The sequence below is a fragment of the Bifidobacterium mizhiense genome (assembly GCF_020884755.1).
GTDB classification, from domain to species: Bacteria; Actinomycetota; Actinomycetes; order Actinomycetales; family Bifidobacteriaceae; genus Bombiscardovia; species Bombiscardovia mizhiensis.
Genome location: NZ_BPWE01000007.1, coordinates 36,311 through 58,889 on the forward strand (window position 1 = coordinate 36,311; position 22,579 = coordinate 58,889).

The window sequence follows — 22,579 nt, forward strand, 5'->3', positions numbered from 1 at the left end:
CCGCCAGGCCGAGCACCACTCGCCGACACCGCTCAACAGTGGCCCGGACCACCAGCCGGAGCAGCGCCGATGCGCACCCGCGGCCGTCCTCCTACGACCGAACTTGGGGCCCTGACCCCCGAACCCAAACCGCTGCCCAGTCTGATCCAAACCGGAGACCTGCCTGGCCCGCTCAGCCTCAGTCTGTTGGTGAATGAGGGGATCGTAACCTGTCTGGACCGATCCTGCTGCTACCTGAACGAACAGGCGGATGGCCTCTACGGCCGCGCCTCCATCGTCATGCCCATGGTGCCTTATGGCGCAGCAGCATGCGGCGGACTGGCGCTCTGGATATGGATCAACGGCCGTTTCCCCGATGCACTGGACATCATCTCCAACTCCCACTTCCGCACGCCGGTTCACGGCAGGCCTCTGCATCCCCACCAGCGACAGCTGGATGCCCGCTATCTGATGAAGCTGGGGAAACTTTGGGTGACTTCGCCGCTCTGGACGGCCTGTGATCTGGCCTGCGACCCCTCGGGCCGGTGCAACGGAGAGGAGACCATGGCGGTCCTGCATGAGCTCATGGAGCGATATCAGGTCAGCTGCGGATCCTGCGAGGCGCTTCTGTCCTCCAACCCCCGCTGGCCAGGCCACGCTCAAGGGCTGGAGACCATAAGAAGACTCAAGGCGATCCTATGAGTCTGCCAATGAAGGGTGGCCGAGGTACGCACGGCCATCGTGGATCCTCCGCCACTGAACGCATAGCCCGGCTCATGACTGCCATCAGCAGCCGGTCGCGATCCTTGGCAGAAGACGGTTCGAGCCAAGACGATCCCCATAGCATCCAACCGACGGCCGAGATGCGCGCCCCGCCACCAGAGCCTCCCCTGGTGCCCACCGCACTGATGGCCACAGACCCCGCGACCGACCCGAGCATCCTCTGGGCCATCGCCCGGGAGGAGCCTCAGCTGCGCCGGTGGCTGGTGGCCAATCCCGCCGCCTCACCAGCACTGCTGGAGACCATCTCCCAGTTGGGCGGGCCCGGTGTGCGCAGGGCACTGGAGGTACTGCTGGATGAAGGCAATGGAAATCAGTCCCCCTTATCCTCTTGAACAGCCAAGGCATAGATCCGCTTGCGATTGGGCAGGCTGCCATCAGCCAGGGGGTGTTCGGCAGTTACCCGGGCGATGGCCTCCTTGAGCCGCAAGCCCTCGGTGCGGGCCAGATCACGCGCCAGAACCGCCAGCCGCCGATCATCCATGGCCTCAGGATCGTTGCGCCTGGCCTCCAAGGCGGATGCACCAGCCACGACCAGGACCATCTCTCCCCGGGGAGGGTCCTCCTGCAGGGAACGCACAATTTCGCCGACTGTGCCCCGCCGAATCTGTTCATGTTCCTTGGTCAGCTCCCGGCAGAGGGCCATGAGCCTGTCGGGGCCGAAGACCTCCTGAAGGTCCTGCATAGCCTGATCAATGCGGTGGGGCGTCTCGTAGAAGACCATGGTCCGCTCCTCGCTGCGTAGGGTGCGCAGATGCCGCAACCGCTCCTGGTGTCGACGGGGAAGAAACCCCTCATAGCAGAAGCGGTCGGTCGGCAGTCCGGAGAGGGCCAGGGCATCCAGCACGGCGCTGGGGCCAGGGGCACAGGTGACCGGTATGCCTCGCTCAATGGCCCGCCTGACAATGGCCATGCCCGGATCGTTAATGGTGGGCATGCCCGCATCTGAGACCACCAGCGCGCAGGCTCCGTCACGCACCTGATCCAGGATGGGATCAGCCATTCGCCGCTCGTTATGATCGTGATAGGCCATAACCCTGCCGCCTACGCGCACCCCCAAACGATTGGCCAGATCATAGAGCCGCCGCGTGTCCTCTGCTGCCACCAGATCCGCCGACTGCAGGAGCTCCACCAAGCGTGTCGAGGCATCGGCGACATTGCCGATAGGCGTGGCCGCCAGCACCACTGTTCCACGTGAAACACCGGGTGAAATCGACCCTGCATGGCTTTCTCCACCCTGTATATGTCCATCGCTCCGGCCATTCATGCTGCTCATGCCTTCAGTATGGCCTAATCTAGGGGTGATGACATCTTTGGCAGGGCTTTCTTCGCAGCATCGCTCCTCCAGACACGGCAGGCACGCCGCCCACCGGTCCGGTCGCCCTGTCATGCTGTCCATCTTCAGCAGGCCCAAGGGTCACCATACTAAACGAGGAATCTCGATACCCCGGTTCTCCCGACGGCAGAGCAGCTGGCTGGCCTGCATACTCATGGCTCTTCTGGGAGGGCTTCTGCGGTTTGTACGGCTGGGCAGCCCTCGGGCCATCGTCTTCGACGAAACTTATTACGTCAAAGACGCCTGGACTATGCTGATGACCGGCGAACCGCGCAACTGGCCGAAAAAAGCCGGCCCCCTTGACCTTCCCATCGACCAGATCTTTGCCCAGGGGCATACAAGCGACTGGCTGCCCCAGGCCGAATACGTGGTTCACCCGCCGGTGGGCAAGTGGTGCATCGCCTTGGGTCTCAAACTGTTCGGCGGAGCCGGGAACCCCTTCGCCTGGCGGGTGGCAACTGCCCTGGCGGGCACCATAGCCATCCTGCTGCTCTGCCGAGTAGCCCTGCGCCTCTTCCACAACCTGCCCATCGCCCTAACAGCCGGCTTCCTCATGGCTATCGATGGCCTGGGCATCGTTATGAGCCGTACCGGCCTGCTCGACAACTTCGTCATGATCTTCGTCCTGGGAGCCTGGCTGTGTCTGATGGGCCATCGGGACTGGGCTCGAGCCAGGCTGCGACAATCCTGGGCCAAGGATCAAGCTGATTTCCGCCTGCACTACCGGGTGAAGATCATTCAGCCACAGGGACAGCAAGGACAGAACAGCCGCGTTGAACTGCCTGTGGCCACTACCGGCCCCTTCATCGCCTGGTCCTGGTGGCGGACAGGAGCCGCCCTGCTCCTGGGCCTGGCCACCGGCACCAAGTGGTCAGGCGCCTACTTCTTCGCTGTCTTCGCCCTGATTTCGGTGCTCTGGGATGGCTGGGAGCGCCATCAGGCAGGATACGGATCCTGGTTGCAGAGCGCCGTGTTCAGGGACGGACTGCCGGCGGCCCTGCTTATGATCCCTGTCTGGGCAGGCACCTATCTGGCCTCCTGGACGGGATGGTTCCTGCATAGCGATTCCTTCATGCACAATTGGGCGGCCCAGCACCCGGGCCAGGGCCTGACCTGGCTGCCGGAGGGGCTGCGGTCCCTAGCTGAATACCACCGGCAGATGTGGCACTTCCACACCACCCTGCATACCCGCCACCCATACATGGCCAACCCCCTGACCTGGCCCCTGCAGATCAGGCCCACCAGCTTCTACTGGCAGAAGATCACAGGCTTCCCAGGCTTGTGCGGACTGGCCAAGGATTCCCCCTGTGTGGCTGCCGTCACATCCTTGGGCAATCCCCTGACCTGGTGGTTGGGCAGCATCTGCATGATCCTGGCTATCTTCATCGCTGTCGTGGTCAAGCACGGAGATTGGCGGATCTGGGGGGTCTTGGCAGGCATGTTGGCCGGCTGGTTGCCCTGGATCCAATACATGAACCGGACCACCTTCACTTTCTATTCCATCGTCATCCTGCCCTGGATGATCCTGGCAATCTGCTATGTGGTCAACTGGCTACGGCAGAATTCGGACAGCATCCTCTACCGGCAGACCATGATCATGGGCCTGACCCTGCTAGGCCTGACCTCCGTCTTCTTCTACCCGCTGTGGACCGCCATGCCCATCCCCTATGACTTCTGGCGCATGCACATGTGGCTGTCCAGCTGGATCTAAGACAAAGAAAGCAGCCGGACAGGGATGCCCGACCGCCTTGCAGTAACCTTTGTATGCCGTCTTGCTCAGACTACGCGATCATGGATGATCTGTGCGTACCGCAGACCGGAATCCTTCCAGATCCTCTCCTGGGTGCCATAGTCGACCCTGATCAGCCCAAAACGCTTGGTGTAGCCCAGGGCCCACTCAAAGTTGTCCAGCAGGGACCAGGCGAAGTAACCGGTCACCCGGGCCCCTTCATGGATGGCCCGGGCCACAGCACGCAGGTGCTCCTCCAGATAGGCCACCCGCTGGGGATCGTGCACCCCTTTACCTCCAGGGAAAGATGGATCCGAGCTGACCTGGTCCTCCCAGGCGGATCCGTTCTCAGTGATCATAAGATCCAGCTTGGGAAAACGCTCGGAGACTTCCATAAGCAGGTCGGTCAGCCCCTGAGGCTCCTGGTTCCAGCCCATGGCGGTCAACGGTCCCTGAGGAGGCAGAGTCTCGACCATATCCTGGGCGGGCATGGGGTTGCGCTCGGAACCAGCGCCGTTTCGACCCCTCACGTGGTTGGTTGAATAGTAGTTGATGCCCAGCACGTCCAAGGGCTGATGGATCTGTTCCAGATCACCGTCACGGACGAAGCTCCAGTCAGTGAGGCCCTCGGCGGCATCATGGATGCGTTGGTCATAGGTGCCGGCAAGCATGGGGCCCAGCCAGACCTCGTTGGCGAACAGGTCAGCACGGGTCTTGGCCGCCAGATCCGCGGGATCGTCGCTATCGGCCCGGTTGACCTGCAGGTTCAGGGTCACCGATATGCGCGCCCTGTCACCCAGCTCGGCACGGATGGCCTGGGCTCCCAGCCCGTGAGCGAGATTCAGATGATGAACCGCTGCCAGGGCCTGCCCGTAGTCGCAGATACCTGGAGCATGGCCGCCATTGCCGTAGCCCAGATAGGCCGAGCACCAAGGTTCGTTCAGGGTTGTCCAGGTCTGGACCCGATCGCCCAGAGCCTTGGCCAGGACAGCTGCATAGTCGGCATATCGTTGGGCGGTGTCGCGGTTGGCCCAGCCTCCAGCCTCCTGCAGGTACTGGGGCAGATCCCAGTGGTAGAGGGTGACGACAGGCTTGATGCCGTTTTCCAGTAGCATATCCAGCACCCGCCGGTAGTGGTCCAGGCCAGCCTGGTTGATGGCGCTGCCTGCCTGGGGCACAATACGAGGCCAGGCCACAGACAGCCGGTAGGCTCCCACCCCCATCCGCTTCATCAGAGCAATGTCCTCTGGGTAGCGGTGATACTGGTCACAGGCGACATCGCCATTGGATCCATCCGCTATTTTTCCTGGCTGCCTACAGTAAACGTCCCAGATGGAGTCTTCCCTGCCATCCTCGTGCGCCGCACCCTCTACCTGGAAGGATGCCGTTGCCGTGCCCCAGGTGAAGTCCTCGGGGAAGGCGAGTCGTTCGTCGTTGACCATATGTCCACTCCTCAATTGTGTGACCCTTCCCGCCTATCTTCGCACAGGTGGGCCGACGACAGGACCGTGGCCGACTGCCGATAGGTTGTGTTGTCCTCGCAAGGAATCAGACCGGGGAGTGCCGGGTGCCAAGGCCAGCTTGTTAAAGTATGTCTCGGTTTCGGAAAAGCACACATCGACGGAATGGAACACGATTCATGGGGTTCGTCAACTGGTTGATACACCTGCTCAAGGATCCGCGCAGCGCCATCGCGAGCTGGATCGCCATGGGGCTGGTGCCGACCTACGGGTTCATCTTCCTGATCATCTTCATCGAAACAGGCGTGGTTTTCATGCCCTTCCTGCCGGGCGACTCCCTGCTCTTCGCCGCCGGCGTCTTCGCCCATGACCCATCCAGCGGCATGGCCCTGGACGTGCTCCTGCCCGTCGTCTGGCTGGCCCCCATCCTGGGCGATCAAAGCAACTACTTCATCGGGCACTTCTTCGGCCGTGCCATCGTCCGTTCAGGGCGCGTGAAGTCACTGACCCCCGAACGAATCGCCAAGACCGAGGGCCTGATCGACAAGTGGGGCCCTCTGGCCGTGGTCCTGGGACGCTTCCTCCCCTTCATCAGGACCTTCATGCCTTTCATTTCAGGCATCTCCGGAATGCGGTGGCGGCGCTTCACTCCCTTCAGTGTGCTAGGCGGCTTGGTATGGTCAAGTCTCTTCACCCTCCTGGGCTACTTCTTCGGCGGCATCCCCGCAGTCCAGCAGCATTTTGAGCTGGTCATCATCCTGATCCTGGTCATCTCGGTCCTGCCCACGGTCATTGGCCTGCTCAAGGCAAAGTTCGGCCGCAAGAAGGCTTCCGCCGAAGAAACCAGCGCCAAGGCAGACTGATACCTGGCCTGAGATATTTTGCGTTTGGCCAGGGCACGCGCTAAAGTAAGCTTCTGTTGTTCGGCTACGGTCGGGCAACGAATGGGGCTGTAGCTCAGTTGGTAGAGCGCTTCGTTCGCATCGAAGAGGTCGGGGTTTCGACTACCCTCAGCTCCACAGTGTCGAGATACTTTTTTCTTCTTTTCTATGCTGTTTCGCTACATCGCAATCGCTCTTCTGCCAGGATCAATCAGGCAATTTTAAAAGCAAGAACCCTGGCGCACGGCCAGGGTCAGATTGAACTGCAATTCCTCGTCATACCTCAGAGAGGCTTCATCGAAGCCGACAACCACGATGGACGTATTGCTGGAAACACGCCCATCAGTGGATCAACGCTTGGAGGCAGAGCGGAAGGGGTTGTCATCGCGACGATGATGACGATGACCACGGCGGAATCCGCGACGGTCTGCGTCAAAACGAGAGCCAGCACGGCCGTTGCCACGGCCATGGTCGTGACCATGGGTCCGCTCGCTGCTGCCGGAATGACGATGGCCTCTGGTCCGGCCGTCCAAGGGGCCATCCTCACGATCGAATACCGGTCGGTCACCTGACCGCCGGGAGCGGTAAGGCCGACGGTCCCGATCTCGGCCCGCAGCCCTAGCCTGGCCGCCGCGATCGAAATGCCTGTCCGACCGGGAACGATTCCGATGTCCGCTTCGGCCGCCACGGCCTCCACGGGCAGAACGGTCCCCCGAGGTCTGCGGCTGCTCGGCTTGCAAGGACCAGCCGTGCACCGGCTTGGCCACAGGCCCTACGAGTTCGGTAACCTCGGGCGAATCGGCGGTCACCTGAACCGGTTTGGCATCGATATGGGCCATGCGTAGCATCCGCCTGGTGTCGCGCCACTGGTCAGGCAGAACCACGGTGACCACGTCGCCGGAACGGCCGGCCCGGGCCGTACGCCCTGACCGATGCAGGAAGGACTTGGGATCGGCTGGTGGATCCACCTGAACCACAAGGTCCACATCGCTGATGTCCACGCCGCGGGCGGCCACGTCGGTAGCTACCAGGACCTTCACCTCGCCCCGGGAGAAAGCCCCCAGGTTGCGATCACGCTGGTTCTGAGAAAGGTTGCCGTGCAGCTGTGCTGCCGGGATGCCATTGTCGATCAGGTTTTTGGCCAGCTTTTTGGCCTGGAACTTGGTCCGGGTGAAGAGAATCCGGCGTCCTGTGCCCGAGGCCAACTTGCGCACGAGATCATGCTTGGCAGCCTGGGTGGTGCGGAAGATGTGGTGGGTCATCAGATCCACATGCTGGGTGGCGGAATCCACCTCGTGAATCTTGGGATCCTTGAGGAAACGCTTGACCACGGCATCCACACCGTGATCCAGGGTGGCTGAGAAGAGCATGCGCTGACCGCCCGGGCGAACCTGGGCCAGAATCCGCTCCACGGCAGGCAGGAAGCCCATGTCGGCCATCTCGTCGGCCTCGTCCAACACGGCAATCTCCACATCCTCCAGGCTGAGCTTGTGCTGGCGGAGCAGATCCTCCAAGCGACCAGGGCAGGCCACCACGATCATGGCCCCGCGGCGAAGGGCATCGACCTGACGACCCTGGCCAACGCCGCCGTAGACGGTGCAGGTCCGCATGCCGTAGGCCTGGGCAAGGGGGTTGAGAACCTCGTCGATCTGATTGGCCAGCTCGCGGGTGGGAGCCAGAACAAGACCACGCGGACGGGGCAGACTGCCTGATCCGGCGGCATTCCCGCGGCCATGGCGAGCCCGCCATCCCTGGTCGGCAGCCAGCCGAGCCACCAGGGGGATGCTGAAGGCCAGGGTCTTACCGGAACCGGTCCGCCCCCGCCCCAGGATGTCACGGCCGGCCAGAGCATCGGGCAGGGTGTCGCGTTGGATGGGGAAGGCACTGGTCTTGCCGTCCTTGCGCAGGACACGAACCAAGGGTTCGGGCACCCCCAGCTGGTCAAAAGTCATAGGTTCTACAGCAGAATGGTCGGCATTGGACGAATTGGAATCGGGCATGGATGAAGCAGTCACAATGACCTTTCACAACAGGGAAGAAAACGGTACTGTCGGTCGACAGTTCGCGGGCCGCGTGCAAAGCAGAGAATGACGAATTTCGCGCAAGCGGTTTCCCCGTACTCAAAGCATTCAGGCGACGATCAGCCGCCGCTCTTGGGCGAGCGGCCAACCTGTACACCATAGCACAGGCCACTCACCTGTCTCAGGAGCGTACGCTCCAGACGATCAGCGATTTGGACTCAGTCGGATCGGCCTCGTCATGCGTCGTGTCCTGCCGCCAGAGCCGAGCTCTGCTGGACCGCCTGACCTCGACAACCCGGCCGTCGGCAGCGGCGGCGAACATGCTGGACCCCTGTGACTGGTGGGAGCGGCGCAGCTGGCGCCTCAGTTGTCGATTCTCCTCGGCCAGGGCCAGAATCCTGGTCACCCCGGCCAGGTTGATGGACTCGTCCTGGCTCAGATGCTGGGCCTGGCCCAACCGGTCCAGATCCCGCAGGGAGTACCGGCGCGCACCCCCCTCGGTCCGTTCCGGCACAATCAGACCCAACCGGTCATATTGGCGCAGGGTCTGCGGATGGATGTTGGCCAACTGCCCGACCTGGCCGACGCTGAAGACCGGCAACTCAATGTCCAAGCCGGCATCGTCGGCAGCATCCAGGCTGATGCGCCCGGCCACCAGACCGCGAGCGCAGGCCAGATAGATCCGCCTGGTCTCGGGATCCACCCTGACCATGATCATCACTCCTCTCCGCTGTTCGTTCCGACTTGATCCGGCATCCGGATCGTCATATCTTCATGCGTTCTCCGGCGATCTGCTCGTCGAAGTCGCCACTGGACTTGGCAAAATCACGCATGGCCTTCTTCTGGGCCATGCCCAACCGACCGGGCATACGGATCTCAAGCCGCCCCACCAGGTCGCCCTTGCCGCGCCGGTCCTGAACCCCCTTGCCGGCGATACGAATCTCATCGCCACTGGAGGAGCCAGCCGGAATCTTGAAGGTGACGACCTGGTCGTCGATGTCCCGTGCCTGAACCTTGGCTCCCAGGGCTGCCTCGGATACCGTCACCGGTAGGGTCATGACCAGGTCCCTGTCCTCCATGGTGAACCGCTGGCTGGGTTGAACGCTGATCTGCAGGTAGAGGTCGCCATTGGCGCCCCCGTCCCTGCCAGGCCGACCCTTGCCGGCCAGCCTGATCCGCTGGCCGTTGTGAACCCCAGCGGGGATATGCGTCTTGAAGCGCTTGCCACCCACGCTCAGGGATACCGTGGCCCCCTTGACCGCCTGACGGAAGGACAGGCCAATTTTCGAGTTGCGATCCTCGCCCTTGACGGGCCTGGGCCTGCTCTCCTGGTAGGTGGTTCGGCCGCCACCACCGGCCCCTCCGCCGAAGGAGGAGAAGATGTCAGCGAAATCGGGCTGTCCCGAACCGTTACCGAACCGGATGCGGGTGCCTCCCGGCGCCCCGGCCCCGCCGAACATGGAGCCGAAGATGTCCGAGAATGCATCGGTGTTGAAACCACCCTGGCCGGAGCCGCCGGCGAACCGGGCTCCCCCCATGCCGAATTGGCGAATGGCATCGTACTTCTGACGCTGCTCCTTGTTGCTGAGCACGTCGTAGGCCTCGGAGATATCCTTGAACTTCTCCTCGGCCTCCTTGGTCTTATTGAGATCGGGATGGTATTTGCGGGCAAGCTTGCGGTAGGCCTTGGTGATCTCCGCTTCGCTGGCGTCCTTGGAGACACCAAGGACCTTGTAATAGTCCTTGCTCAGCCATTCATTCTCAGCCATCCATGTCTCCTTTCCTCATAAGCTACGAATATATGGAATTGGAATCCGCTCTTTCGCGTGCGGCGGCGGGCGGGACCATAACCCACCCAGCCGCCGCATGCGAAGGCGTCGATTCAGCCTGCGGAAGGTCCGCAATCACCGTCCCTGCTACTGCCCGGGCGAGGTCACCACTACCCTGGCAGCCCGGATCACCCGGTCGCCAATCCGATAGCCTGCTTCGACCACCGTGTCAACGGTCTCTTTCTTGGCATCGGGGTCTGGCTTGTGCAGGATGGCCTCATGCTTGGTGGGGTCGAAGTCCTCGCCTTTTTCACCGAACTTCTCGACGCCGAACTTCTCGAAGGTCTTGTCGATCTTCTTGGCCACAGCCTGGAAGGAGTCGTCCATCTGCCCGTGCTCCTTGATCCGGTCAATGTCATCAAGGGCCGGAAGAAGGGCGGTCAGTACATCCACGATGCCGTGCTGGCGGAAGATGTCCTGCTCCTTCTTGGCACGGTTGCGGAAGTTGACGAACTCGGCCCTCTCACGCTGGAGAGCCTCCAGATAATCGGCGGCCTCCTTCTTGGCCTGGCCCAGAGGGGTCAGACCCTCTGATTCCTTGTCGGTGCCGTCTTCCTTGGCCGAATCAGAATCAGTCTTGTCGTCAGCCTGAGCATCGGCGGACGAAGCGTCCTTGGCGGAGGAATCCGACGAGGTCTGGCCAGCCGCCTGGCTCTCGTCTGCTGCGCTCTTGTCGGCGTGACGTCCGCGAGCCGCTTCCTGGTCAGGCGTCGAGGCGGTGTCAGAGGCCTTGGCCTCGTTCCCGTCCGGTTCGCCGGCGGCGGCCGGGTCGCCCTTCAGCGGCCCGGCATCATCCTTGTCGAAGGCCGACATGTCACTCGCCGTCCTTCTTCTTGTCGTCGTCATCCACAACCTCGGCATCCACCACGTCGTCATCGGCGGACGAAGAGGAGCCTGCACTCGAGGCAGCACCGGCGGCACCTGCAGCGCCCTGAGCGCCTGCACCGTCAGCGGAGCCCTGCTGGGCGTAGAGGGCCTGGCCGATCTTCTGGGCAGAGGTCATCAGCTCGCTCTGGGCGTTCTTGATCTTGTCCATGTCCTCGCCCTTCAGAGCCTCTTTCAGAGCGTTGACCTTGTCGGTGACCTCCTTGGCCACCTCGTCGGAGATCTTGTCCTTGTTGTCGTTGACCAGCTTCTCGGTCTGATAGGCGGCGGACTCGGCGGCGTTACGGGTGTCGGCATCCTCACGACGCTGCTTGTCCTCGGCCTCGTGGGCCTCGGCCTCCTTGACCATGCGGTCGATCTCGTCCTTGGGCAGGGCGGAACCGCCGGTGATGGTCATGGACTGCTCCTTGCCGGTCCCCTTGTCCTTGGCGGAGACGTGCACAATGCCGTTGGCATCGATGTCGAAGGTGACCTCGATCTGAGGAACGCCGCGCGGAGCCGGAGCGATGCCGGTCAGCTCAAAGGTTCCCAGAGGCTTGTTGTCACGGGCGAACTCACGCTCGCCCTGGTAGACCTGGATCAGCACGGAGGGCTGGTTGTCCTCAGCAGTCGAGAAGACCTCGGACCGCTTGGTGGGGATAGCAGTGTTGCGGTCGATCAGCTTGGTCATGATGCCGCCCTTGGTCTCAATGCCCAGGGAGAGCGGGGTCACGTCGATCAGCAGCACATCCTTGCGGTCGCCCTTGATGACGCCGGACTGCACGGCAGCGCCGACAGCCACGACCTCATCGGGGTTGACGGTTTGGTTGGCTTCCTTGCCGCCGGTCAGTTCCTTGACCAGGTCCTTGACGGCGGGCATACGGGTGGAGCCGCCGACCAGCACCACGTGATCAATGTCCTGAACCGAAATGCCGGCATCGTGCAGCACGTTGTTGAAAGGCGTGCGGCAGCGGCCCAGCAGGTCGGAGGTCATCTCTTCGAAGTGCGCCCGGGTCAGGGTCTCGTCCAGGTGGACTGGGGTTCCGTCGGGGGTCATGGCCAGGTACTGCATGGAAATGCTGGTGGACGAGGAGGAGCTCAGCTCCTTCTTGGCCTGCTCAGCAGCCTCCTTGAGCCGCTGCAGGGCGATCTTGTCCTTGGACAGATCCACGTTGTACTTGTTCTTGACCTCGCTGACCAGCCAGTCGATGATCTTCTGATCCCAGTCATCGCCGCCCAGCTTGTTGTCGCCGTTGGTGGCCTGAACCTGAATGGTGGAGAAGCCGTCGTCGTCCTTGCCGATCTCCAGCAGGGAGACATCGAAGGTGCCACCGCCCAGATCGAAGACCAGGATGCGCTCATCCTCCTTGCCCTTCTCCAGACCGTAGGCCAGAGCCGCGGCAGTGGGCTCATTGATGATGCGCAGGACGTTCAGACCGGCGATCTTGCCGGCATCCTTGGTGGCCTGGCGCTGAGCGTCGTTGAAGTATGCGGGGCAGGTGATGACCGCGTCAGTGACGGGTTCGCCCAGGTAGGACTCGGCATCCCTCTTGAGCTTCATGAGGATCTGGGCCGAAATCTCCTGAGGGGTCCACTTCTTGCCGTCGATCTCGACGGACCAGTCGGTGCCCATGTGGCGCTTGACCGAGCTGATGGTCCGGTCAACGTTGGTGACTGCCTGACGCTTGGCCACCTCGCCGACCAGAATCTCGCCGGACTTGCTGAACGCCACCACCGACGGAGTGGTCCGCGCGCCCTCAGCGTTGACGATTACGGTGGGCTCGCCGCCCTCCAGGGTTGCAATGCAGGAATTGGTGGTTCCCAGATCAATGCCAACTGCACGTGCCATACTCATTACCTCCTGATGAAATCGGGGCGTAGGGCCTGACCCTGCACCTCATCGTTCACGTTCTCCGCTCGCGCTTCGTTCGTGGTCCCGATGGCCGGCTCCCGTCGGCCCGGGCAAGCAGCCATCATGACCACTCCGAAACTTGAGCCTACATCACTCAACTTCTTCTGGCAAATATTATTCCCACCTAAGTAAACGATTCCTGCATCAGTTTCAGATGGTCACTTTCTTATGCGACGTAGGAACGCATTGCATAATTTAAAATTGCGCTCTTAACCATGACCAAGCCTCCAGGCGCCGCTAGAGCAAGCAAAAAAAGACCGCGTGGCATAACAGCCATCGAGGCGAATAGAAGTCCGAAAATGAGGCAGTCAAGCATTACTATCACTACGGTATATGGCCATTTAGTCAGCCCGAAAATCAATGAATTCTTCAATGTTCCCACAAGAGAGTTGGCAAATCGCGCCTGTAACCACCAAACCCACTCAAAACTGATTGTCCAAAAACAGGTAGCAATAAGCTGTGGAGCCAGTAACGCCCATGAACGCACAACAATCCAGAGGACTATCAAAGCAGCACCAGGAATACCAAGAATCAGCCACAGGATGGTTGCTTGCATAAAATTGCTTTTAAAGGCAGCAAAAAAATCTCGTGTCACATGTCCGATGCCCGCCAAAGATCTCCTGGCCGCATAATTCGCAGCGACCAGAGCAGAGCCTGCAGTAATTGCGGGCAACGATGCCACAATCATCAAGATGGTTATCCATACTGCATCAATAACCGTAGATAGTCCACGCATGAAGGCAGACTCTGGCGACAGAAAATGCATGATGTTCTTTTCGACGTCACCTAGGCATCAGCAGATTTGGATCAGGCTTTTCGACAACAGTCGGGAAAGGCAGATGCGGTTCTGTTTGATACCAATAAGCCACAGTGGCCACATCATCCTCCCGCTCGAACATTCCGCTCTCGCGGCCTCCTATCTGCTGCCATGTGACCCGCAAATCCTGATGGAAGATAATTGGGTCCATTAGGTGCCATCGATACATTCCCCGAACTACAGGACCTGAGTCATCCCAATAATCACTGGCTTCACCCCCAGATGTCCGCGAATAGAATGGGTACCCCATGAAGGCCCTGTTATAGGTCTGTTCATGCATGGCATCTTTATTCGTTTCCGATCGAAAACTCCAAGCACCACCGAAATAATCCTCAGCACCGGTACTGCACCAGGTGGGAAATTGGTTATCTCCATCGATGAAGAATTTAAACTCACCTTCGCCCCACCATCGTGATTGCAAAGCAGTAAGGGCCAAATAGGTACCCACATATATTCCGTCACCCGCTACACCGTCAAGCACGGTGTAATCCTGTTGTCTAGTAGTGACAGGTTCCCGCCGCCACTGAGCGTGGAACCTCATCAGCTCGTCAGGCAGTGCATCATTAAGTTCATAATCGATCTGATAAAAGACTGATTGCACATCCTCGTCGTGGTCGTTAACCAGCACGATTCTAGCCGAGCTGAACGGCATGGGGAAGTAGCAATTAAATCCTCTCGTTGGGTTAACGCAGATAGGTAAGGAGTCCACCAGAGCACCCCGTCCATGTCCGCAGCAGAAGAAATCACCCAAAGGAGAGACGACCGACGGTCTCTCTTCACCATCCCAATAGATTTTAATTAACAGATTCCGAAGAACATACAAACCCTGTGGCGAAGTGGCATCCGTGACAGTGAACCACATATGCTTGATGATCCCCGGCTCCTGAATATCTGCAATAGTGACTGTTTCGCCGCGGCGCAGAACTGGCAGACTGGGATGCCCTTTTCTGGTAAACCCTAAAGGACTGCTTGAATTTCCAGCTTCCCCTTTGCCTCCCTGAGGATTTTCCCCATTTATGCACCTAGTCACACCATGCCTGGGCCTCAGCAGGCGATAAAGCAGCTCATTCTCGTATGCTTGCACCATCAATCGCACCATTCGCTTTCTGATTCATCCAAACTTGTATGTCGGCTATTGATCGCTTAGGAAATCGCGATAGTCATATCAATCCGCTTCCGTGGGCCCACTATCTCTTTCAAAACTACTGAAGAACTGTCGAACAGCCTGACCAGCTGAGCTTCCATCCTCCTGCTCGAACCATTGATTTTGACATCTTCAAGCATGGAATTTGCGGGCATGCAAAGTTGTAGACGAGCATGGATATCGCGGCCTGTGTTGTTTACTAAGCTAAGCTTTTTGTCGTCCACCACAAAATCCACCGTGCCATCCAGGAAAGCGAAACCGGTGAGACTAGCCTTGCGCCAAGGCAGATACGGTGCAAAGCTTACAGAGCTGGTTTTCGCATCGGTTTGTATTCCGAGAATGTCATGAAGCATGAGACTCACGAATTCACCACCGCACCAGCCGCACTTTCCCAGACCTCGTTTTACTCGATTCGCATCCGTTTCGTCATGTTTAAACGGCCACCACCAAAACGACCCATCTAAATCGGTTGTCCTACGTATTGCTGCAAAAGCCTGCCGAAGATCCTCACGATTCCTTGTCCGCTTCAGTAAACACAAGTGCCCTGGATATGAAACGCCATTGCTTCCGTCGAAATCCCAGAAATCAATGCCACCGGAGATCCGGGCATAATATGGATTACCTGTGCTATGAGCCCAATACATATGGTTGATGATGCGGCGATCATCACGTTTGGTAAAACCATAAACGCTTGCAAGCGCTAAATCACTTTCCTCAGCATCATGAATTGGCACTAGAGTGCCATCGGCATATGCACCTTCCACGAACTGCTCACCCTGACCGAAGGACCCCACGCACAGCGTTTCAATGGTCTCCGCGAGTTGCGAACGAATCGACGACAGCGTCTCGATCGTGCTGTTATCAAACAGAGCATGGAAATCTTCAATTAAGGCATCCGCAGCTCTCCATGCAAGCATATTGGAACCAGTATGAAAGTCCCCGCGAGACAAGCCATCGGAAATGAAACGCGTGGCATACAATGATCCTCGATCAGGCCGGTCGGCGATCATGCACCTTGCAAGCTGATGAAGATAATCGACAATCACCGAATCAGGCTGATCCACCGAATCGTAGCCATAACGTCGAAAAATCATCGAGAGGACAACTGCGCCCATGCAGGCGTTACCCAAAGAGTGCCGATACGATGATTCATCTCCTTGGCCTTCTTCAGTCGTACCCCACAGCTCGCCAGGAGCACTGGCGGCGCAAAGATATTTAGCGCACCTATATGCCAACTTTGGATTCGTATCTACTAAACCAATAGCCGTGTAGGAAAAATCCCTCATCCACACGTCAGGCTTCGGATTTACATTAGACCCCCAGAAAGAGCCTATGACCTCACCGTTAGCAAGTTGAAGGACACTCTGCCTAGCAAGTTCAGCCGCTCGTGTCAGCTCCTCACCAGCCCACGGCTCTTCTGGTACTTCTAGCACTCCTTGTGAGCCCACGGACTCCAAAACTGCCGCAAGTGCGCAATCCATCTCCTCAAGAGTTACCACTGGAGGTGGTGGAAGCACGCCGACACCGAATCTGCAAATGCAGCCGATCTGTATTATCTGTCCGGCATCAATACTCATCTGACAGCTGCCATGGTTATCGGTATTACCTTCAACAATCAGCGTTACGTCCGTTGCCAAATTCGGCCACTTTGATTGACCTGATTCTTCGTAATCCAACTCAATACCCAGCGCATGGGACGAATCACTCTGATTTCTCACCTCAGCCAGCAGGAAAACAGCACTCGCCTTTGTCTCATAGACAGCTGGCACGAATACCCGCAGCATCACTTCGACGTCGCGCCGGCAGAAGCCGAAAACAGGAACCACCCCCTTCTCGAAGCTCAGGGAAGGCTGTTGCAAAGGTCTGCCGTCAATCGACATGCACAATCCACAATGACCATCGAAGTAAGCCAATTGTTTTTTAGTGTATACGCCTGGGGCATCAGAACCCCTCGCATCCTGAGACCCCACACCGACTACTGCACGACGAACGAATGCCGAACGATCCAGCGAAGCCAAGAGTCGATTATTGGAGACATCTACACAAAATGGATAATCGTTATATCGAGGTATCTCCTCCTCAGGCATGTAGCCGTTTGGCCATTCCAATCCTGCTGCAGCATACAATGAAGACCGATTACGGGCACCGCCTCTGGCATCATAGCCCATAGAGACCGACTGGCCCATTATTGGCTGGGAGCCTCTTATTCCACTCGATTTCCTGCTGGTTACTTCACCCACAGCTCACCCCTTTACAGCTCCAGTAGTGATACCCTCAACGATGTATCGCTGGCAGAGCACATAAAATACGACGACCGGTATGATGGCCAAGACCAGGCAGCCCATCATCGCACCCAGATCGACAGCGCCATAGCCACCTTTTAGATATTGCACGGCTATCGATATTGTTTTGTATTTTCTAATATCCAAGGTCAGATATGGCAGCAAGAAGTCATTCCAGATCCACATGGTTTCAAGAATGGCCACGCTCATGACCGTCGGCTTCATCATGGGCAGGATAATTCTGAAGAAAGTCTGTGGAACCGATGCACCATCGATCATGGCCGATTCTTCGACTTCTATTGGCAGCGATTTCACAGCTCCTGTAAAGATGAAGACTGCGAGACCGGCGCCGAAGCCCAGATAGATTACCCATAGACCCCAGGGCGTGTTTAATCCGAGCATGTCGGTGATTTTGGATAGTGGGAACATGATCATCTGAAAAGGTACGATCATATTGAAAAGGAACAACACATAGATGAGCTTTGCGAATTTGTTGTTAACGCGGACTATCCACCAGGCGCACATAGATGTGCATAACAGGACCAACAACACACTTCCTACGGTCAGAATAATGGTCCACCAGAAACTGACCAAAAGATTTGTGCGCTCGATGCCGCGTCGATAGTTTTCCAGTCCTGTATAACTTTCTGCATTGGGTAAGCTGAAAGTTTCTGTGGAAATATATGCCTTTTTCTTAAAGGAGTTGATAATCACCAGTATCAACGGATAAATCCACAGCAATGAGACCAGCGAAAAGAACACTGTCCACAAACGACCGTGACGCAGGGTGCTTTTGCTCACAATGCCACCTCTTTCCTTGCAGAGAGGCGATTCTGAGCAATCGCCACTATCGCGACAATGACGAAGAATATGACAGCTTTGGCCTGCCCGACCCCCTCCATACCAGCGGTTCCGTAGAAGGTTCGATAGATATTGAGCGTGATCAGCTCGGAATTATTGGATGGAGCACCATTGGTCAATGCGAGGTTCTGATCGAATGTCTTGAATCCGTTGGTTATGGTCAAGAATGTGCACACCGTGATGCTGGGCATCATAAGGGGCAGAATCACGCGCCGCAATGTCTGACCTTGACTGGCACCATCCACCTGCGCAGCTTCGATGACATCCCCCGGCAAAGCCTGCAACCCGGCGATATAAATAATCATCATGTAGCCGATTTGTTGCCAGCAGGTAAGTATCACCAGGCCCCAGAATCCATACGTCGCCGAGAAGGTGATAGACCGGTTCCAGAACGACAGCACGCCATTGAGCAGCAACTGCCAGATGTATCCCAGAATGATACCGCCAATCAAATTAGGCATAAAGAAGATGCTGCGGAACAATGTCGACCCACTGATTTTCTTAGTCAGCATATAGGCGATCATGAACCCGACAACATTAATGATGACGGTAGTTATCACTGTAAATAGAACAGTAAGGACCAAGGAATGTATGAATTCCGGATCACTAAAGACACCTGAGTAATTGCCGATACCAATCCATTCAGCATCAGTAATAGTAGTGAAGTTTGTGAAGCTTAAGTAGATGCCGAGAATGAAAGGCACTACAAACCCCACCATAAAAGCTGCCAAGGTCGGTAAGGAGAACAACATCCACCATTTGCGTATGGATTTGCCTATCATCGATATCATTATGTTGCTGACTTTCTGACGTATTGTGGTCGCCCACTTTGTTCGGAATAGCTATGAGCCTTGGTTCATGACAAAGCCGGGGGCAGATTCATGCGTTTTGCACGCATTAAGGGTCTGTCCCCGTCGGCGATGCTGTTATTCAGACGACCACTTTCGTCTGCGATCAATTAGTGAAGTTTAGTGGCAGTCGGCAAGGCACCGGTTGTCTGTTTGACCAGCTTCCAGTCCTTCTGCCAACCATCAATGTAGCTGTGCTCAACATTGTTCCAGTCCTTGGTGCCTTGGGTATATTCCAAGAGCGCGTTGGCCAGGTTATCGCCCCACTGAGTGCTGGGGAGGTTGAAACTGCGAACCAGCGGCTTACCCTGCTTCTCATAGGCTCGCGCGGACAAAGTAAGAACATTGTTGGGCTGGTATTTGTCGTTGAATGCTGAGAAAGGCACAGAGAAACTCATCTTATGCGAAAGAGTTTCCTTGCCTTCTTCGGAAGTAACCATCCACTTGATGAACTTCAGGGATGCTTCCTGATTGGCCTTGCTGGTTTTTTTGTTAATTGCCCATGAAGCATCATATACAGACGCAGGCCCCATTTTTTCTTCGCCAGGAATGCCCATCCAATAGGGAAGCATGCCCATATCCTCATCCGCTACCTTGTTATTGCGAATCAATGGGTAGGCCCAGACCCCTTCAGGGAAGAAAGCAACCTGTCCCTGGGAAAATTCAGCGACGCAGTCGTCATAAGTCTTATTGCTGGCTGTCTTTGGATTCGACGGACTGCTAGCAACTTCGAGATCAAAAAGATCCTTGTAATTCTTCAAATAAGTGCCTTTCAATTCAGGTTTGAAGGTTGTATTGGAGTCCCGATATTCGTAGTAAAGCGGTATGCGTGACATATGGGATACGAACCTGTGCTCATCGGAAGCGTCTACCGACGGCGTAGTCACTGCACCTTGCAGACCCAAATCGTCTTTGTGCTCCTGGATTGAAGTAATTACTTTCTTTAATGTCGCGTAATCCTTAATTTCGTCGACACTTTTAACTACTGCGTAGGGCTTAGTCCCATATTCATTGATGATTTTTTTATTGTAAATGATGCCATAATATTCAGCTGCAAAGGGGAAGGTGAAGGAATCGTTTCCATCCTTCATGGAATACTCCTTGCCATTCTTATCCAGCAGCTTGTAGACATCAGTGTCTTGGATAGGCAGCAGATACTTCTTGAATTTCGGGAAGTTATCCATGCCAATACTCAGAATGGTCGGCGCATCCTTCTTGGCCAACTCCGACTGTGTGGTCTGGTCTAGTGTATTGGTCGCGGCCGTGACAATGTCAACCTTGATGCCGGTCTTCTTTGTGAAATCCTTTGCCAGTTGATGGTACTGATCGGCAACTTCAGATTTGTGATTTAGAAAATAGACTCTTCCCTTGTCGGAACCGGAAGCGGACGAACCACCACCACAGCCCGCCAAACCAACCGCCAGCATGGCTACCGTGGTCATGACAGTCATACTTTTCACGATACCGCTGTGCATATTGCTCACGCTCCTTTGCGAATTCTCATGAACACTTGTAGTATGGCATTTATTGCAACCGTTGTCAAATATGAGCAAAATAATCAGCACTTTAAAATCAAAAGGACTTCTTATTTAGCTGATATTGCAGCTGTTTGCTTCTATCAAAAACAGAAACAACGTATGCATAAGTTCCAATACTTCTCTATTTTATTGCCTTCAATGGCAGTCAGTCGAGGTTATTTTTATATTCAAGACCCCTTATTGTTCTATAGTTTCGGTAATTAGTCTTCATTGCTGATCAAATGCCTTATAATAATTGCATGGCGCAATAAGTTATCGCAACTCTCAATTGCAATCGTTGTCATCTCTATAGTATAGGTTATCTGTATACCACTTGCTGAAAGAGGAGGCCATAGGCGGCAAATAAAAGCAATACGGATCGGTATGTCTTTTCGATCGATCCGATAGAGACATCCATCCAATAATCGTACAGGTTGGCAGTGCAGCCGGCATGAGCAACCAGGCATATCGGTGGGGCCACTTACCTGTTGCCGCAGCACAATGTCACAGGAGGAGCATTATGCAGCAGATGCAGAAACGGGACGACTGGTGGAAACAAGCGGTCGTCTATCAAATTTATCCACGTAGCTTCAAAGACTCGAACAAAGACGGGATTGGCGACATCGCTGGAATTACGAGTAAAATAAGCTATCTGGATTACCTAGGAGTCGATGCCATCTGGCTTTCACCCTTCTATCCTTCTGAACTGGTCGACGGTGGCTATGATGTCATTGACTACCGCAATGTCGACCCACGTCTAGGAACTATGGCGGATTTCGATACCATGACAGCAACAGCTCACTCACATGGGATCAAAGTCATTGTTGACATTGTGCCCAACCATACATCGGATCATCACCCTTGGTTTCAGGAGGCTCTTGCCTCACCAAAAGGGTCTGAGGCCCGTAACCGGTATATATTCCGTGACGGCAGAGGTCCTGATGGTTCCATTCCTCCCACTGACTGGATATCAGAATTCGGTGGCTCTGCATGGAAACAAGTTGAAGACGGCCAATGGTATCTGCATATATTTGCTTCCGAACAACCCGACTTAAACTGGAAGAATGCGGATGTGCGCGAAGACTTCAAGCGCACGCTTCGCTTCTGGTCCGATCATGGAACCGATGGGTTCCGCATCGATGTCGCACATGGCCTGGCCAAAGACGTATTAAACCGGCCTTTGGAAGAGCTAAACCAATGGACTCTGCAAAACAAGGATAATCCAGATGGGAGTAATCCTCTCTGGGATCGTCCGGAGGTCCATGACATCTACCGCGAGTGGAGAAAGGTATTTGATGAATATACACCGGCTCGGTTTGCGGTTGGAGAAGCTTGGGTCGAGCCGGATCACCAATACCGTTACGCCTCCAAGAATGAATTAGGACAGGTATTCAATTTCGAATTTGCCAAGGCCAATTGGGATTCCTCAGAAATTCGGAATGCGATTGAGGATGGTCTCCAAACAGCCGAACGCTCCCGCTCAACGGCTACATGGGTAATGAGCAACCACGATCTGGTTCGACATGCCAGCCGTTATGCGTTGCCGCAGATCCACTCCCGAACACAGCATCAATTAGCTAAGGACTGGGTGCTACGAAACGGCGAGTCCTATGAAGAAAACCGCGTGCTAGGTACACAGAGGGCAAGGGCCGCTATCCTACTTGAAATGGGCTTGCCCGGGTCTATATACATTTATCAAGGGGAGGAATTAGGTCTCTTTGAGGTGGCAGACATTCCGTGGGAGCGCTTAGAGGATCCGACAGCCGTACGTTCCAAAGGACCTTTAAAAGAAAAGGGACGTGACGGCTGCCGTGTCCCCTTGCCTTGGGATGACCATGACTCCCCCGAGCCAGCATCATGGAATCAGAAATTCGGGCAGAACGGAACCTTCGGATTCTCCACATGCAAATCCGGGCAATTCGTAAAGCCTCACCTGCCCCAACCCATGTGGTTCGCAAGGTTCTGTGTTAATCGCGAAGAGTCAGATCCATCATCCATGTTGAGTCTCTACAGACAGGCCATAGCTAAACGTGCACGATTGTTGACAGAGATGCATAATACATCTCTGACCTGGCTGACGGACTATGACGATCCGAAAGTGATTGCATACACCCGATCATGCAGCAGCGGAAATGGCAAACTAGCAGTCATCACCAATTTCGGCGAACGCCCCATTCCTTTACCTGCCGGTAGCGTAGTTCTTGCTTCAGTAGAAATCGTAGACAACCTTCTTCCTCGAGATGCCACTGCATGGATATTATTAGAGTGAACATTTACGACCGATCCCCGCATTAGAAGGAGAGCTCGGCCTGCGAGCGC

At 56.4% G+C, this 22,579-nt stretch carries 18 protein-coding genes, 1 tRNA gene and 1 pseudogene; 7 read left to right on the forward strand and 13 right to left on the reverse strand.

Features of this window, described 5'->3' with window-relative positions; all coding sequences use genetic code 11:
* The first annotated feature begins 69 nt into the window (after window positions 1–69).
* Together LPC22_RS08140 and LPC22_RS08145 are read left to right on the forward strand one after the other, a co-directional pair.
* Complete coding sequence (locus tag LPC22_RS08140; RefSeq protein WP_229133454.1) at window positions 70–681, forward strand: hypothetical protein; 612 nt, start codon at window positions 70–72, stop codon at window positions 679–681.
* Entirely contained in the window at window positions 678–1,094 is a 417-nt protein-coding gene (locus tag LPC22_RS08145; protein WP_229133455.1) for a variant leucine-rich repeat-containing protein, read from the forward strand. The genes LPC22_RS08140 and LPC22_RS08145 overlap by 4 nt, the downstream gene beginning before the upstream one ends.
* Here the strand turns inward: LPC22_RS08145 and rsmI are convergent.
* Window positions 1,073–2,026 carry a 16S rRNA (cytidine(1402)-2'-O)-methyltransferase gene (gene rsmI, locus LPC22_RS08150; RefSeq protein WP_229133472.1) on the reverse strand — a complete coding sequence of 318 codons (954 nt, stop codon included), beginning with the start codon at window positions 2,024–2,026 and terminating at the stop codon, window positions 1,073–1,075. The genes LPC22_RS08145 and rsmI overlap by 22 nt on opposite strands.
* A 223-nt stretch (window positions 2,027–2,249) precedes the next feature.
* Here rsmI and LPC22_RS08155 point away from each other — a divergent pair, with 223 nt between their 5' ends.
* Window positions 2,250–3,806: a dolichyl-phosphate-mannose--protein mannosyltransferase gene (locus LPC22_RS08155; RefSeq protein WP_229133473.1), complete on the forward strand. Its 1,557-nt coding sequence runs from the start codon at window positions 2,250–2,252 to the stop codon at window positions 3,804–3,806.
* Window positions 3,807–3,871: 65 nt separating this feature from the next.
* Here the strand turns inward: LPC22_RS08155 and LPC22_RS08160 are convergent, their stop codons facing one another.
* Window positions 3,872–5,266: a GH1 family beta-glucosidase gene (locus LPC22_RS08160; RefSeq protein WP_229133456.1), complete on the reverse strand. Its 1,395-nt coding sequence runs from the start codon at window positions 5,264–5,266 to the stop codon at window positions 3,872–3,874.
* Between the two features lie 197 nt (window positions 5,267–5,463).
* Between LPC22_RS08160 and LPC22_RS08165 the strand changes: the two genes are divergently transcribed.
* Both LPC22_RS08165 and LPC22_RS08170 read left to right on the forward strand, forming a co-directional pair.
* Window positions 5,464–6,147 carry a VTT domain-containing protein gene (locus LPC22_RS08165; protein ID WP_229133457.1) on the forward strand — a complete coding sequence of 228 codons (684 nt, stop codon included), beginning with the start codon at window positions 5,464–5,466 and terminating at the stop codon, window positions 6,145–6,147.
* A gap of 83 nt (window positions 6,148–6,230) precedes the next feature.
* Window positions 6,231–6,303 (forward strand) — tRNA-Ala (locus LPC22_RS08170).
* A 245-nt stretch (window positions 6,304–6,548) separates the two neighbouring features.
* On the opposite strand, the pseudogene LPC22_RS08175 reads toward LPC22_RS08170, so the two are convergent.
* From LPC22_RS08175 to LPC22_RS08225, 11 genes and pseudogenes are all read right to left on the reverse strand, one after another.
* Window positions 6,549–8,165: pseudogene (locus LPC22_RS08175) on the reverse strand (DEAD/DEAH box helicase); the annotation flags it as partial.
* 202 nt (window positions 8,166–8,367) lie between these two features.
* Window positions 8,368–8,898: a heat shock protein transcriptional repressor HspR gene (locus LPC22_RS08180; protein WP_024627809.1), complete on the reverse strand. Its 531-nt coding sequence runs from the start codon at window positions 8,896–8,898 to the stop codon at window positions 8,368–8,370.
* A gap of 52 nt (window positions 8,899–8,950) precedes the next feature.
* The gene (locus tag LPC22_RS08185; RefSeq protein WP_121913954.1) at window positions 8,951–9,955 is read right to left on the reverse strand and encodes a DnaJ C-terminal domain-containing protein; all 1,005 of its coding nucleotides are present in this window, start codon (window positions 9,953–9,955) and stop codon (window positions 8,951–8,953) included.
* Window positions 9,956–10,102: 147 nt separating this feature from the next.
* On the reverse strand, window positions 10,103–10,828 hold the full coding sequence (grpE, locus tag LPC22_RS08190) for a nucleotide exchange factor GrpE (protein ID WP_229133458.1): 726 nt from the start codon (window positions 10,826–10,828) through the stop codon (window positions 10,103–10,105).
* 1 nt (window position 10,829) lies between these two features.
* Window positions 10,830–12,728 (reverse strand): molecular chaperone DnaK, encoded by a 1,899-nt coding sequence (gene dnaK / locus LPC22_RS08195; protein WP_121913956.1) that lies wholly within the window; start codon window positions 12,726–12,728, stop codon window positions 10,830–10,832.
* A 229-nt stretch (window positions 12,729–12,957) separates the two neighbouring features.
* On the reverse strand, window positions 12,958–13,557 hold the full coding sequence (locus LPC22_RS08200; RefSeq protein ID WP_229133459.1) for a DUF624 domain-containing protein: 600 nt from the start codon (window positions 13,555–13,557) through the stop codon (window positions 12,958–12,960).
* 16 nt (window positions 13,558–13,573) lie between these two features.
* Entirely contained in the window at window positions 13,574–14,695 is a 1,122-nt protein-coding gene (locus LPC22_RS08205) for a glycoside hydrolase family 172 protein (RefSeq protein WP_229133460.1), read from the reverse strand.
* Window positions 14,696–14,751: 56 nt separating this feature from the next.
* On the reverse strand, window positions 14,752–16,920 hold the full coding sequence (locus tag LPC22_RS08210) for a hypothetical protein (RefSeq protein ID WP_229133461.1): 2,169 nt from the start codon (window positions 16,918–16,920) through the stop codon (window positions 14,752–14,754).
* Between the two features lie 75 nt (window positions 16,921–16,995).
* Window positions 16,996–17,835, reverse strand: a complete 840-nt coding sequence (locus tag LPC22_RS08215) for a carbohydrate ABC transporter permease (protein WP_373312929.1) — start codon at window positions 17,833–17,835, stop codon at window positions 16,996–16,998.
* Entirely contained in the window at window positions 17,832–18,686 is an 855-nt protein-coding gene (locus LPC22_RS08220) for a carbohydrate ABC transporter permease (protein WP_229133462.1), read from the reverse strand. The genes LPC22_RS08215 and LPC22_RS08220 overlap by 4 nt, the downstream gene beginning before the upstream one ends.
* Before the next feature lie 167 nt (window positions 18,687–18,853).
* A complete protein-coding gene (locus LPC22_RS08225) occupies window positions 18,854–20,218 on the reverse strand; it encodes an ABC transporter substrate-binding protein (RefSeq protein ID WP_229133463.1) in 1,365 nt (454 codons plus the stop codon).
* Window positions 20,219–20,260: 42 nt separating this feature from the next.
* On the opposite strand from LPC22_RS08225, the gene LPC22_RS08230 reads away from it, so the two are divergent.
* On the forward strand, window positions 20,261–20,485 hold the full coding sequence (locus LPC22_RS08230) for a hypothetical protein (RefSeq protein ID WP_229133464.1): 225 nt from the start codon (window positions 20,261–20,263) through the stop codon (window positions 20,483–20,485).
* Between the two features lie 295 nt (window positions 20,486–20,780).
* Window positions 20,781–22,529 carry a glycoside hydrolase family 13 protein gene (locus LPC22_RS08235; RefSeq protein ID WP_229133465.1) on the forward strand — a complete coding sequence of 583 codons (1,749 nt, stop codon included), beginning with the start codon at window positions 20,781–20,783 and terminating at the stop codon, window positions 22,527–22,529.
* Window positions 22,530–22,579 lie beyond the last annotated feature (50 nt).